The following is a 13,668-nucleotide window of genomic DNA, read 5'->3' as shown; positions in this document are numbered from 1 at the left end:
CCCGCCCCGGCCCACGCCGCGACAACCCAGGCGACGGACCACGCTCCCGAAGACGACCGCGACGGTCCCGCCTCGACCCAGCGGCGATCCCGCCCCGTCGACTCCGGCATCCCCACCCCGTCCCTGGACGAGGCGCTGCTCGGCCCCATCCGAGCGTTCGCCGACGGCCCGGACGACCCGGTCGACAGCGAGCAGGAGGACGAGGCCGACCGCGACCGCCGAGACCGGGGCGCCGGCGTGCTGCTGGTGCTGATGGCGACGGCCGTCCTGCTGCTGTTCGTCGCCTCGCAGGCGGCCCTCTTCCTGGACACGCTGGCCGGCTGGCCGCCGATCCTGAGGGAGATCGGCTACGTCCTGGCGGCGGCGCTCGGCCTGCTCTTCGCCATCTCGGCCGTCGGGCTGGTGTGGCGGTACCTGGTGCTGCCCGTCTCGCCGGGCCTGCGGCTGGACCGGGCCGACAGCCTGTCCTCCCGGCGATCGGTGCAGCTCCAGGCCCGGCGCAACGTCGCGCTGGCCAAGCGCCGGCTCCGCGAGTTCCTCGAACGCTACCCGACCGACGCCCGCCACCGACGCTTCCTGGCGGCGACCCTCGGCGGCAACCGCGACGCCGCCCGGGAGCGCGTCGACCGCCTGCTCGCCCAGCGCGATCGGCTCCTCTCCCACGACCACGCCACCGACGCCGACTGGGTCCACGAGTTCGAAAACCGGATCCTCGCCCCGCTCGACGAGCTGGCCGGCGCGATCATCACCCGGCACGCTGTCTCGGTCGGCTGGAAAACGGCGGTCGTCCCCACCGGCTTCCTCGACGGCCTGATCGTCGCCGCCAACGCCTACCACCTCATCGGCGCCCTCTGCCGCCTCTACCACTTGCGGGCCGACTCCTGGTCGACCCTGAAGATCACCCTCCACGTCTTCGCCAACACCTTCGTCGCCGGCCGCCTGGAGGACTTCGCCGACGCCGCCGCCGACCAGGCCTTCGAGCAGCTGCACGACCTCATCGGCGCCCAGATCGCCCGGTCGGCCCTCTCCCGAGTCTCCTCCGGCGTCACCCAGGGCACGGTCAACGGCCTGCTGCTCCGCCGCTTCGGCCGCTTCGCCCTCCGCTCCTTGCGGCCGATCCGCCCCTGATCCCCGACGACCCGGGCCATCGACCATTCCTTCTTTCTTCGACGACGCCGGGCGCTGCCATCCGGCGAGCGCGCGATGCCCGCTCACCCCGATGGCCCCCTCGGGAAGGGATGAGATCCTCCGCACCCGTCGGTTCGGCGGCTCTCCCCTCGGATGGGTGTCCCCGCGTGTCTTCCACCCGTCCGTACCGGGGCCCCGACCGCTCGGGTTCCGCAGCCGGAATCCGAGGCAGCCAAACCCCGGCCATCCGCCGGGGCCGACACAACCCCGGCCTCCCCGTCGAAATCGTCCGAGCCGAGCGATCGAGCCGGAGTTCGACCCGAGACCAGCGCCGAGGCAGCGGCCGGCCCCCGGATCACCGCGGCGTCCCGACGCCCCCGGCGCCCACGGCGGGGCCGAGCAACTCGGCGGGGCCGGTGCTCGTCCACTCTCCCCGGGAGGACGAGAAGGTGTGGATCCGATCCGGCAGCCGGACGACGACCGAGTCGGCCCCCACCACCGGGGCGACCGCCTCCGCCCCCTCGGGAAGCTCCAGCACGCCCCACCGGCCCGCCTCGGCGCCGAAGGCGTAGATGAACCGGCCAAGGTCGTAGGCGACAACCGAGGTGTTGACGATCGGGGCGGCGATGCCCGCCACCGGCTCACGCAGATCCATCGCGTGCCAGCGGCCTCCCCGCCGGAAGTCGAAGACGGCGATCCGGCCCACCTCGGCCCCCTCCACCTGCAACGCGGCCAGGTTGACGCCGGAGACCGGCACCACCTTCAGCGGCTTCTCCGCCGAGGCCGGCAGGTCGATCGCCCTTGTTTCGCCCGACTCCGGGTGCCGCACCGCCACCCGGTCCCCCGCCGCCGAGATCGCCCAGAAGGCGCGGCCAATTTGCATCACCGCCGCCCGATCGGCTCCCACCCCCGCTCCCGCTCCCGCTCCCGCCGGCGTCTCCTCTGGTCGGGGAGCGGCCGGCCGAGCCGCCGAGATCGGCTCGGGCACGAGAGTGATCGACGTCACCTTGGTCGGGTCGAGCGTCAGGGTGCCCAGGTCCGTCTCGATCGCCCACCCCTGCGGCACCGTGACCACGCCCGCCACCTCCTCGCCCGAGGTCGCCACCACCGCCCCGGGAATCAGGACGCCGCCGGAGCCGTCTCGCGGCGGGGCCTGGGCGGGATCGGCCTCCAGCCGGATCGTCCGGATCTTCTCCGGCCGGATCGCGTAGCGGCCGAAGTCGCACCGCACCTCGACCGGGGCGATCGCCATCGGCCCGACCACCTTCTTCCCGCCGGCGACCTCCACTTCCACCGTGAACGCCTTCCCCGCCCTCCCCAGCGGAGATCCCCCGCCTCCCCCGCCACCGAACTGCGCCGACGCCACGCCCGGCGCCAGCGCCGCGGCCAGGATCCCAAGCCATCCGAGGCGAATCATGAGCGCGGCCCCCCATCCCAGGAGCGATTCCATCGATCCCCGAGTCATCCCGGAATCCCGGGATGACGGGACCTTCGGGGCGGGGAGCGCGGGGCCGGATCGGCCCCGAGCCCCCCGATCCTCGAATCCTCATCCCTGCGTGCGATCCGGGATCACAACCGGGGCCCAGTCTACGACGCCCTCCTCCTCGACGACAATGGAGCCTCGGGCCGTTCGGGCTCCTGCCTCCGCGGGCCATCCTCCGGGCGGGATCGAGAACGACCTTGCGGCACGGACTCCCTGGCCTCCGGTCATCCCTCGTCCCGTTGATCGGGGCCGGGCACTTCCGGGAGATCGGCAACCACGCTCCGGCCCGAAAAGCTGATCGAACCCGCCCAGCCGATCCGATCATTCCAGGTGGACCTCGGCTCGCGCGTCCGGACCCGGTGGCCGGGCGCAATGGGACAGGGCGGCCGGCGTGGCGATCGGAACTTGGCTCGGGAGCGGGGGGACGGGATGAGATCGTCCTGGTGGAAGCGGATCGGCGCGGCCCCCGGCGATCGGGGAGCCTCGGGCGGGAGGGCCCTCGTCCGGGCCCGGGCGATCGTCCCGAGGCCGGAGGCGCTGGAACCTCGCCAGCTGCTGGCGACCTTCACCGTCACCTCCCCCGCCGACAGCGGCGAGGGCTCCCTGCGAGACGCCATCGAGCAGGCCAACCGCTCCCGGGAGAAGGACACGATCGAGTTCGCCCCCTCGGCCGGCGACGCGATCGTCCTCACCGCGCCGCTCCCCGCGCTCCGGGGGGAGCTGGACATCACCGGACCCTCCGGGAACCCGGTGACGATCAGCCGGGATCCGTCCCCCGAGACGCCGGAGTTCCGCATCCTGACGATCGCCGAGGACGCGGTGGTCAAGCTGGAGTGGCTGGTCATCTCGGGGGGCCGGGCCGACCTGGGGGGGGGCATCTTCAACCAGGGAAGCCTGGTGATGAACCTCTGCACCGTCTCGGGCAACACGGCCCGATTCCAGGGCGGGGGCATCTACAACGAGCATGTCTTCGGGAGCAACCAGGCGACCATCTCGGGCAACGTGGTCGAGGCAGACGCGACGCTCGGCTTCGGCCCCAGCGGGGTCGGCCGGGGAGGGGGCCTCTACAACGCCGGCCACGTCACGCTCCAGACCAGCAGCATCGTCGGCAACCGGGCCAACCGCGAAGGGGGCGGCATCTACAACATCAACAACCTCACCCTGCGGACCTGCACCGTCAGCAACAACGTCGCCGAGGGGTTCATCATCGCCGGGGGCCAGGTGCCGGCCGGTCGGGGAGGGGGGATCTTCAACGCCCAAACCCTGACGATCCGCAACAGCACGATCGCCGAGAACCGCGCCAACCGCATCGGGGGAGGGATCTTCAGCAACCTGAGCCGGGGCGTCCCCGCGACCGTCGTGCCGGTGCGGATCGAAACCCCGACGATCCAGTCGAGCATCGTGGCCGGCAACCCGGGAGGCGACCTCGACGTGCAGACCGGCCCCTTCGAGTCCCTCGGCAACAACCTCTTCGGAACGCCTCCCGACATCCCGACCCAGCCCAGCGACCGGGTCGGCGTCGACCCGCTGCTCGCCCCCCTGGCCGATTACGGCAACTCGATCCTCCTCCACGCCCTGCTCCCCGGCAGCCCGGCGATCGACGCGGGGGTCTACTCCGAGTCGTTCCCGAAGGATCCCCGGGGCGTCGACCGGCCTCGGGACGCCACCGACATCGGCGCCTTCGAGTCGCGGGGGGTCGACCTGACGGTCGTCTCCGGCAGCGGCCAGTCCGCCCCGTCCGGGTCGCCGTTCCCCGAGCCGCTGGTCGTCTCCGTCTCCCCCCGGGACGACGTGCCCGCGGCCGGCGGGGTCGTCATTTTCTCCCCCCCGGCGGCCGGCTCCTCGGCGATCGTCTCCGGCAACCCGGTCGTGATCGATTCCCGGGGCCTGGCCAGCGTCCAGGCCGTGGCCGGCGACGTGCCCGGCTCCTACACCGTCGCGGCCGTCTCCGGCGGCGACCGCATCGCCGGCTTCTCCCTAACCAACACCAGTCCCCCGCCGTCGGCGCTCGGCGACCCGCCCCCCGCCTCCTCCTCCTCGGTGATCGCGGCCGACCCGGCCGCGGAGCCGGCCCCCTCGGCTCCGGTCTCCCGGCAAGCCCTGCCGCGACCAAGCCGACCCCGTTCGCCGGCCCGGACCCTGCGCGACGCCCTCCGGGAACGCGCCTCCCGAGGCGATCTCCCCCCCTCTCCCGCGACCCAACGCCTCCTGGCCTGGGCGGCCCGCCCGTCCCCCTGACCCCGGCCGGCCTCCTCGCCTCACCCCTCCCGGAACGGCTCCAGCAGCCGGGAGGGGACGCCGATGCCCTCAACGACCACCTCCCCGGTGAAGGCCGACGCCCCCGGGGCGTCGAAGCCAAGCTTGCGGGAGACGAAGCTGACCGTCACCGCTGCCCGCACGGCGGCTCCCAGCGGGCGGCCGGCATCGCAGTCGAGGCCCGAGGGCAAGTCGAGCGCCAGGACGGGACGGCCGGAGGCGTTGACGGCCTCGATCACCCCCCGGAGCGGCCCCTCGACCTCCCGCGTCAACCCGGTGCCGAGCAGGCCGTCGACGACCCAATCGGCCCAGGACAGATCCGGGGCCAGCTCGGCCGGGTCGGCGACCGATCGCTGGTCGAACCCGGCCCGCTCCAGGATCCCAAACTGCGCCAGCGCATCCCCCCGGAGCCGATCGGCGGCGACCGTCCACCGCACCCGGACCGGCCAGCCCCGGGCGTCGAGGTGGCGGGCGGCCACGCCGCCGTCGCCGCCGTTGTTGCCCGGCCCGCAGAGGACCAGCACGCGGCGGGGCTCGGGGCCGGCGCGCTCGACGAGCCGATCGGCGGCCCCCCGGCCGGCGTTCTCCATCAACACCAGCGTCGGCAGGCCCAGCTCCCCGGCGGCCCTCGCGTCGATGCCGCGGACCTCGGCCCGGGACAGGGGGCGAAGCGGTAACGGTGCCACGGGGTCGTCTCCTTCGTCCGGGGAGTCGTCGCTCGGCGGCCCGATCCTCCCCGATCGGACGCGCCGCCTGACCGTCGCCCGCGTTGACGAGCCGGCATCGGCGAGCCCTATAATACCCCCGACATCGCCGATCCGACGACCGCCGCTCCGGTCCGCTCGGCCCCCGAACCAACTTCCGACACGACTGCGAGGCCCGACGACGATGCCCCTCTACGAGTACCGCTGCGACTCCTGCGGCCGGGACTTCGAGGCCCTGGTCCGGGGCTCCTCGGACCGCCCCACCTGCCCCTCCTGCGGCGCCCAGGCGTTGACCAAGCAGTTCAGCGTCCCCGCCGCCGCCCGTGCCGGCTCCTCCCCCGGCCCGTCGCTGCCCGTCTGCGACTCCCCCGCTTCCGGCGGCTGCGGCGCGATGGGCTGTGGCGGCGGCTTCTGCGCGATGGACAACTAAACCCGTCCCCCACTTCTTCTCAGCTCTCGCCCTCCCAACCGGCCGAACGCTCGGGCCAGGTCGGCAAGTGGTCGCCCGATCGCCGTTCGCGCCCTAGGTTCCCGAAGGGAGCGGCGAGCGATGCGACGGGCGAGCGCCCAGCCGCGCATCGGGCCTCCGGCGACGACGACGGAGCGCCCCGGACGGGAGCGCCGCCCGCCCGCCGCTCCGGGAGTTGCTCGGGAGGGAGGTCATGTCGAACTGGCTCGGCTGGCTCGCCGACGCAAGACTGCACCTGGCCCTGATCGCCTCGGCCATCGGCATCTATGTCAGCCAGATCGCCCCCTCGAACGGGGCGGCGTCCGATTCCCCCTTCAACTCTGCCAGAGTCGTCCGCTACCAGGACGGATCGCCCTCGAAGGCCCTCATGACCGCCGGGCTCGGGGACGAACGGCCCGAGAGCCAGGCGGCGGCCATCGACGCGCCCTGACTCGTCCCCGACGGGCCGGGAGGCCGACGGCCGAGGGGCTCGGCGCAAGCCGGCGCCGGGGCGAAACTTCCCATCCGCGCCAGGTGGCGCCAACCGCCCCCCCGATCGATTGACTTGCCCCAGATCCGGGCGCATAACCCCCTGGTCGGATCTCCTCGCCCCGGGGCCGAGCGCCCCGGTCCCGACGACCGCCCCGACCGGGCGGAGCGTTCCGGCCCGTCGGGAGGGGTGAGCCGCTGGCGAATCGGGATCGGGACGGGGGGAAGTCGATCATGGCGGATCGGCGCTTCGAGCTGGAGCCGGCCTTGCGGGCGGCGGTGGCCGAGCGGGTCGGCGAGTCGCGCTTCGGGCTCTGGTTCGGGGACGGCGTCCGGCTGGGGGTCGATGGCGACGCGCTGACCGTCGGCGTGCCGAACCGGTTCTTCCGAGACTGGATCCGGGGCAAGTACGTCTCGGACCTGGAGGCCGCGGGCAGCTCGGTCGCCGGCCGTCGGCTCCGGGTCGACTTCGAGATCGCCGACGAGCTGGAGCCGGGCGTCGGCGAGGTGGCCCCCGCGCCGAGCGAAGGCCCCCCGCCCGACGACCGCCGCCGGAGCCCGGCACTCCCCATCCCGTCCTCCCCCTCGACTCCGGCCGATCGGCCCGCGCCGCCAGTCGACCGCCCGAGGGCCCGCCGCGGTCGGCCGCTGCGTCGGCTCGACGAGTTCGTCCCCGGCCCCGGCTCCCGCCTCGCCCTGGCGGCCTGCGCCGAGATGGCCGACGCGCTCGGCTCGGGCTTCAACCCGCTGGTCGTCCACGGCGGCATCGGCCTGGGGAAGACCCACCTGCTGGAGGGGATCGCCGAGCGGATCTCCCGGACGCACCCCGGCGCCCGGGTCGTGCACCAGACGGCCGAGGCGTTCACCAACGGCTTCCTGGAGGCGATGCGGTCGGCCTCGCTCAACGCCTTCCGCTCGCGCTACCGGACCGCCGACGTGCTCATCATCGATGATGTGCACTTCCTGGCCGCCAAGCGCGCCACCCAGGACGAGTTCCAACACACCTTCGACGCCCTCGTCTCCTCCGGCTCGGCCGTCGTGCTCGCCAGCGACCAGCACCCGAGGCTGATCCCCCGGCTGACCGACGAGCTGGCCACCCGGCTGCTCGGCGGCATGGTCGTGAAGCTGGAGGCCCCCGATCCGGCCACCCGCCGCGCCATTCTCAAGGCCAAGGCCGCCGCCCGGGGCGTCACCCTGCCCGACGCCGTGGCCGAGTACATCGCCGAGCACCTCCGCGCCAGCGTCCGGGAGCTGGAGGGAGCGCTCAACAGCGTCCTCGCCCACGCCTCCCTCACCGGCAAGCGGCTCGACCTGGCCCTCGCCCGAGCCTCGCTGCGCGATACGATCCGACACACCGCCCAGGCCGTCGCCCTGAAGGACATCGAGCGCGCCGTCTGCTCGACCTTCGACCTCGCCCCCGACGCCCTCAAGTCCGACTCCCGCTCCCGGGCCGTCACCCACCCCCGGATGCTCGCCATGTTCCTGGCCCGGAAGCACACCGGCGCCGCCTACAGCGAGATCGGCCGGTACTTCGGCGGCCGGAACCACTCCACCGTCATCTCCGCCGAGAAGAAGGTCCGCTCCTGGCTGGAGGACGAGGCCCGCCAGAGCCTCCTCGCCGGCTTCGAAACCATGGCCGACGTGCTCGCGGCGGTCGAGCGGTCGCTGGGAACGTGAACGGCAGCTGACCGCTCTCCGCAGGCTCATGGCAAGCGTCCGATCGATCGCGCGTCGCCCGCCCTCCGCCCTCCGCTCCGCTCCGCCCTCTGCTCCGCCCTCCGCTCCGCCCTCCGCCCTCCGCTCTCCGCTCCGCCCTCCGCCCTCCGCCCTCCGCTCTCCGCTCCGCCCTCCGCTCCGCCCTCCGCCCTCCGCCCTCCGCTCTCCGCTCCGCCCTCTGCCCTCCGCTCCGCCCTCTGCCCTCCGCTCCGCCCTCTGCCCTCTCGGACGATTGCCGCATCACCCGGAGACCGCCGATCAGCCGGGGCCCGGCCGGGAAGATGGGAAGCGCGTCGCCTCCCGCCTCCCCAGCCGGGACTAAAGCCCCCAGCAGCGACACTCCGAACGGCAGGCAGGCCTCACTCCCGATCCGGCTCGCCGTCGGCGTCGAGGTCGTCGACGTGGTCGCTGGCCTCGGCGGGGCCGACACCGTCGTTGAGGATGTGGTCGGCCGGAGAAGGGGGGGGCGGGGCGATCGCGACGGAGTCGGGGGAGGACTCGGAGACGCCGGCCTCGGCGAGGGCGTCGGCGACGGCGTCGGCGACGCCGTTGGCGGAGGAAAGTTCCTCCTCGGGGAGCTTGGCGAGCGAGCTGACCGAGTCGTCGTCGTCGAGGCGGATCAGGCGGACGCCCTGGGTATTCCGGCCGATCAGGCTCACGTCGCCGACCCGGGTGCGGATGATGTTGCCGCCAACGGTCGTGAGCATGACCTCGTCGTCCTCGGTCACCTTGGCGATGGCGACCACGGGGCCGTTGCGGTCGGTCGTCTTGATGTCGATGAGGCCCTTCCCGCCTCGGTTCTGCGAGCGGTACTCGGTCAGCGCGGTGCGCTTGCCGTAGCCGCGCTCGCAGACGGTCAGCAGGCTGGCCGGGTCGTCCTGGCCGGCGGCGACGATCATGCCGACGACCTCATCCCCCTCCTCCAGGTTGATACCTCGGACGCCGTGGGCGGTGCGGCCCATGGCGCGGGCGTCGGACTCGTCGAAGCGGATCGCCATGCCCTGACGGGTGGAGATGAGCACGTGATCGCCCGCCTTCACGCGGCCGACGGCGATCAGCTCGTCCCCCTCGTCCAGTCCCAGGGCGATGATGCCGCGGCCCAGCGGCCGCTTGAAGGCGGTCAGCTCGGTCTTCTTCACCGTGCCGCGCCGGGTGCACATCATCAGGTATTCGTCCTCGACGAACTGCCGAACCGGCAAAAAGCCGGTGATGCGTTCCCCCTCTTCCAGTTGCAAGAGGTTGACGATCGCCCTCCCGGCGGCGGTGCGGCCGGCTTCGGGGATGTCGTAGACCTTCAGCCAGTAGACCTTGCCGCGGTCGGAGAAGAACAGGATGTAGTCGTGCGTCAGCGCGACGAACATGTGCTCGAGGAAGTCTCCCTCGCGCGTGCTCGTGGCCGCGATTCCCCGGCCGCCGCGCCCCTGGGCCCGGTAGGTGCTCGGCGGCAGGCGCTTGATGTAGCCGGCGTTGGTGATCGTGACCACCATGTACTCTTCTCGGATGAGCGCTTCCTTGTCGAAGTCGCCCAGTTCCTCGCTGGAGATTTCCGTCCGGCGCGCGTCGGAGTACTTCTGCTTCAGCTCGCGGAGGTCGGCCCGGATCAGGTCGTAGATCAGTCGCTCGTCGGCCAGGATCGCCTCGTACCGGGCGATGTCCTCGCGGAGCTTCTTGTACTCGTCGGCCAGCTTGTCGGCCTCCAGCCCGGTGAGCTGCTGGAGCCGCATCGCCAGGATGGCGTCGGCCTGATTGCGGGTGAGGGGGCCGGTGGCCTTGGCGTCGGGAGAGTCTAGGGCGCGTCGGAGAATCTGGTCGGACACCTCCAGGCCCATCAGGCGGGCCCGGGCCTCGGTGGGGTTGGCCGAGGAGCGGATGACTCGGATCACCTCGTCGATGTAGTGCAGGGCGATCAGCAGCCCCTCGACGACGTGCGCCCGCTGCCTCGCCTGGCGAAGCTGGTACTGCGTCCGGCGGCGGATGACCACGACGCGGTGGTCGAGGTACAGCCGGAGGATCTCCTTGAGCGCCAGCGTCCTCGGCCGCCCGTCGACCAGCGCCAGCATGATGACGCTGAACGTGTCCTGCAGCGGGGAATACTGGAAGAGCTGGTTGAGGATCACGTTCGGATCCTCTCCCCGCTTGACCGTCACCACCACGCGGACCGGCTGCTTGCGGTCGCTATGGTCATCCACCGCCGAGATGCCGGTGATCCGCCCGCCATTGACAAGGTCCGCCAGCTTCTTGAGCAGCGTCTCCTTGGTGAGCTGGTACGGGATCTCGGTGAAGACGATGTGCGAGCGGCCGTCCTTCAGCTCCTCGATCTCGTACTTCGCCCGCAGGGTGATCCGCCCCCGGCCGGTGCGGTAGGCCTCCATGATGCCGAACTTGCCGCAAACCGTGCCGCCGGTCGGGAAGTCGGGGCCGTGGAGGTGCTCCATCAACCCGTGCAGATCAATGTCCGGGTCGTCGATCAGCGCCACCAGGGCATCGCAGACCTCCCCCAGGTTGTGCGGCGGGATGCTCGTCGCCATGCCGACAGCGATGCCCCCCGAACCGTTGACCAGCAGGTTCGGGAACTTGCCGGGCAGGACCCGGGGCTCGGAGTACTTCTCGTCGTAGTTCGGCTGGAAGTCGACCGTGTCGAGGTTGATGTCCTCGAGCATCTCGGCGGCCACCGGGCTGAGCTTCGCCTCGGTGTACCGCATCGCCGCCGGGGGCAGCCCGTGGATCGAGCCGAAGTTCCCCTGCCCGGTGATCAGCAGGTGCCGCATGTTCCACCACTGGGCCATGCGGGCGAGCGTCGGGTAGATCGAGTTGTCGCCGTGCGGGTGATACCGCTTCATCGTCTCGCCGACGATGCCAGCGCACTTGCTCGTGCCGCCGCCGGGGGAGAGGCCGAGGTCGCGCATCGCCACCAGGATCCGGCGCTGCGAGGGCTTCAACCCGTCGCGCACGTCGGGCAAGGCCCGGCTGACGATGACCGACATCGCGTAGTTGAGATAGCTCTCCTTGAGCTCGTCCTCAATGTTCAGGGGAGGAGTCGGCAGGTGGCCCTCGGTCGGCGTCGCGGTGCTCACGGTTGATTCGATCCTTCGGCCCGGCTCGAGTGACCCGGGGCCCGCCTCGGCCCTGCGGGTGACGTGCACAAAAGTCAAGCGTTATTGTACTCGAAATCGCCCGGGACGACAACGCCGATGTGTCGTGGCGGCCCGTCCTAACTGCCAGCGTCGCCCCGGCTTCGGCGAGACGGCCGCCCGCCCGTCGGCGCGGCTGCGGCAGGGCGTCGCGGAGGGGAGGGCGTACCCCCCTCGCCTCCCCTCGGGAGACAGGCCGTCTCCGATGCCCGGCAGGGGCCTCCGGAGGGCGGGCCTCGCCCCCTCCAAGGGCAGGGGAGGGACCCGGGCCCGGCGGCCCGCTCCCGCCGAGAACGCCCCCGCCCTCGGACCTGGCTCGGCCCCGATTCGAAGCGGGTCCGCCGGCCCCTGGGGCCAGGCCCGACGCCGAGCCGGCCCGGGCCGCTGCGCCGGGTTTTTCCGATTGGGGCTGGATTCCCGGCGCGCAACGGCCGATCTCCTGGGAACGAGGACGGCGGTCGAGTTGACGTGCGCGGTTCGGTTGGCGTTGCCGGCCTCCGGCCGGGCCGCTCTAATATGATGGGAAAGGCACCGAGACACCCACCCACTCGACCGGCTCGTTCGGGGAGCAGGGACGGAGGCTTTTCCCCCCATGCAAGACCGCATCGCCTATCAAGGGATCACGTTCGACGACGTCCTGCTCGAGCCGGCGTATTCGGAACTGCTCCCCCGGGAGGTCGAGACGAGGACCCATCTGACGGCCTCGATCTCCCTGAACATCCCCATCCTCTCGGCACCGATGGACACCGTCACCGAGGCGGAGCTGGCCATCGCGCTGGCCCAGGAGGGCGGCCTGGGGATCATTCACAAGAACCTGTCGATCGAGGACCAGACGATCGAGGTCGACAAGGTCAAGCGTTCCGAGAACGGCATCATCGTCGACCCCGTCACCCTGCCGCCGACGGCCACCGTCGCCCAGGCGCGCGAGGTGATGACCGACCACAACATCTCCGGCGTGCCCATCACGGTCGAGGGGCGCAAGCTGCGCGGCATCCTCACCCGACGCGACCTCCGCTTCCTGGAACGGGACGACCTGCCCGTCGAGGAGGTCATGACCAAGACCAACCTCGTCACGGCCCCGGAGAACACCAGCCTCGACGAGGCCGACCGGATCCTGACCCGGAACAAGGTCGAGAAGCTCCTGCTGGTCGACGAGAACGACACCCTCAAGGGCCTGATCACGATCAAGGACATCGACAAGCTGCACAAGTACCCCAGCGCCTGCAAGGACGGCCGGGGGCGGCTTCGGGTCGGCGCGGCGGTCGGGGTCCACGACTACGAGCGGGTGGCCTCCCTGATCGAGGCCGACGTGGACCTGATCGTGGTCGACTCGGCCCACGGGCACAGCAAGAACGTGATCGAGACGGTGCGCCGGGTCAAGCGCGACTTCGCCATCGAGGTCGTCGCCGGCAACGTCGCCACCGCCGAGGGGACCCGGGCCCTGATCGACGCCGGGGCCGACGCCGTGAAGGTGGGCATCGGGCCGGGGTCGATCTGCACGACCCGGGTCGTCACCGGGGTCGGCGTCCCCCAGGTCACGGCCATCCACAACGCGGCCCGGGCCAGCGCCGGCCGGGTGCCGATCATCGCCGACGGCGGCATCCGCTACTCGGGCGACATCACCAAGGCGATCGCCGCCGGCGCCCACTGCGTGATGATCGGCGGCCTCTTCGCCGGCCTGGCCGAAAGCCCCGGTGAGACGATCATCTACCGGGGCCGCAGCTTCAAGCGGTATCGCGGCATGGGCTCGATCGGAGCCATGGCCAAGGGCTCGGCCGACCGCTACCGCCAGGACGTGCCCAAGCCCGCTCCGGGCGAAAGCAAGCCCTCGGCCTCCCAGAAGTTCGTGCCCGAGGGGGTCGAGGGCCGAGTCCCCTACAAGGGGCCGCTGGCCGACTTCGTCTACCAGCTCGTCGGCGGCCTGAAGGCCGGCATGGGCTACTGCGGCACCCGAACGATCGAGGATCTCCGGACCAACAGCCGCTTCATCCAGGTCACCGGCGCCTCGGTGTCCGAGGGGCACCCCCACGACGTCGTCATCACCCAGGAGGCGCCCAACTACACCAGCCCCGCCTTCGAGAACGAACTGGGCCGGAGTACCGCCTGACGGGGGCGAGGGGCCTGGGGCAGAGATCCGAAGGCGGCAGGCAGCAAACCGGTCCAGAGGAGAGGGCGGGAATCCGAGGCGGAATCGGGCCCGGGCCAGGGAAGGTCGGGCGATTGGCCGTCTGAATTGGAGCGATCGAGGCCACCGGCGCCGGGACCCCTCGCGGCCCGGCATCGGCCCCGAACAGGGCAAGCAAGGAGGCTAGG

Annotated in this window: 9 protein-coding genes; 6 read left to right on the top strand and 3 right to left on the bottom strand. The window is 72.0% G+C overall.

Features of this window, described 5'->3' with window-relative positions; all coding sequences use genetic code 11:
* A partial coding sequence (locus TsocGM_RS21795) for a YcjF family protein (RefSeq protein ID WP_126727579.1) occupies nt 1–1,128 on the top strand: 1,128 nt, incomplete at its 5' end.
* A 355-nt stretch (nt 1,129–1,483) separates the two neighbouring features.
* Here TsocGM_RS21795 and TsocGM_RS21790 read toward each other — a convergent pair.
* Nucleotides 1,484–2,545, bottom strand: a complete 1,062-nt coding sequence (locus TsocGM_RS21790; protein ID WP_126727578.1) for a hypothetical protein — start codon at nt 2,543–2,545, stop codon at nt 1,484–1,486.
* A gap of 495 nt (nt 2,546–3,040) precedes the next feature.
* On the opposite strand from TsocGM_RS21790, the gene TsocGM_RS21785 reads away from it, so the two are divergent.
* Nucleotides 3,041–4,849, top strand: a complete 1,809-nt coding sequence (locus tag TsocGM_RS21785; RefSeq protein ID WP_126727577.1) for a right-handed parallel beta-helix repeat-containing protein — start codon at nt 3,041–3,043, stop codon at nt 4,847–4,849.
* A 20-nt stretch (nt 4,850–4,869) separates the two neighbouring features.
* On the opposite strand, the gene TsocGM_RS21780 is transcribed toward TsocGM_RS21785, so the two are convergent.
* Nucleotides 4,870–5,553 carry an NAD(P)H-hydrate epimerase gene (locus TsocGM_RS21780; protein ID WP_126727576.1) on the bottom strand — a complete coding sequence of 228 codons (684 nt, stop codon included), beginning with the start codon at nt 5,551–5,553 and terminating at the stop codon, nt 4,870–4,872.
* A 202-nt stretch (nt 5,554–5,755) separates the two neighbouring features.
* Here TsocGM_RS21780 and TsocGM_RS21775 point away from each other — a divergent pair, with 202 nt between their 5' ends.
* The 3 genes from TsocGM_RS21775 to dnaA all read left to right on the top strand — a co-directional run bounded on the left by TsocGM_RS21775 (nt 5,756) and on the right by dnaA (nt 8,185).
* Complete coding sequence (locus tag TsocGM_RS21775; protein ID WP_126727575.1) at nt 5,756–6,001, top strand: FmdB family zinc ribbon protein; 246 nt, start codon at nt 5,756–5,758, stop codon at nt 5,999–6,001.
* A gap of 232 nt (nt 6,002–6,233) precedes the next feature.
* Nucleotides 6,234–6,470, top strand: coding sequence for a hypothetical protein (locus TsocGM_RS21770; protein WP_126727574.1), 237 nt, complete (start codon nt 6,234–6,236; stop codon nt 6,468–6,470).
* 272 nt (nt 6,471–6,742) lie between these two features.
* Complete coding sequence (dnaA, locus tag TsocGM_RS21765) at nt 6,743–8,185, top strand: chromosomal replication initiator protein DnaA (protein WP_126727573.1); 1,443 nt, start codon at nt 6,743–6,745, stop codon at nt 8,183–8,185.
* Between the two features lie 398 nt (nt 8,186–8,583).
* Here the strand turns inward: dnaA and gyrA are convergent, their stop codons facing one another.
* Nucleotides 8,584–11,298 carry a DNA gyrase subunit A gene (gene gyrA, locus TsocGM_RS21760; RefSeq protein WP_233579095.1) on the bottom strand — a complete coding sequence of 905 codons (2,715 nt, stop codon included), beginning with the start codon at nt 11,296–11,298 and terminating at the stop codon, nt 8,584–8,586.
* 649 nt (nt 11,299–11,947) lie between these two features.
* Here gyrA and guaB point away from each other — a divergent pair.
* Nucleotides 11,948–13,462 (top strand): IMP dehydrogenase, encoded by a 1,515-nt coding sequence (gene guaB / locus TsocGM_RS21755; RefSeq protein WP_126727572.1) that lies wholly within the window; start codon nt 11,948–11,950, stop codon nt 13,460–13,462.
* The last annotated feature ends 206 nt before the right edge of the window (nt 13,463–13,668 follow it).

It is taken from the genome of Tautonia sociabilis (assembly GCF_003977685.1).
GTDB lineage: Bacteria > Planctomycetota > Planctomycetia > Isosphaerales > Isosphaeraceae > Tautonia > Tautonia sociabilis.
The sequence above is the reverse complement of the archived record's forward strand: the minus strand, read 5'-3'. Positions and strand labels throughout refer to the sequence as shown.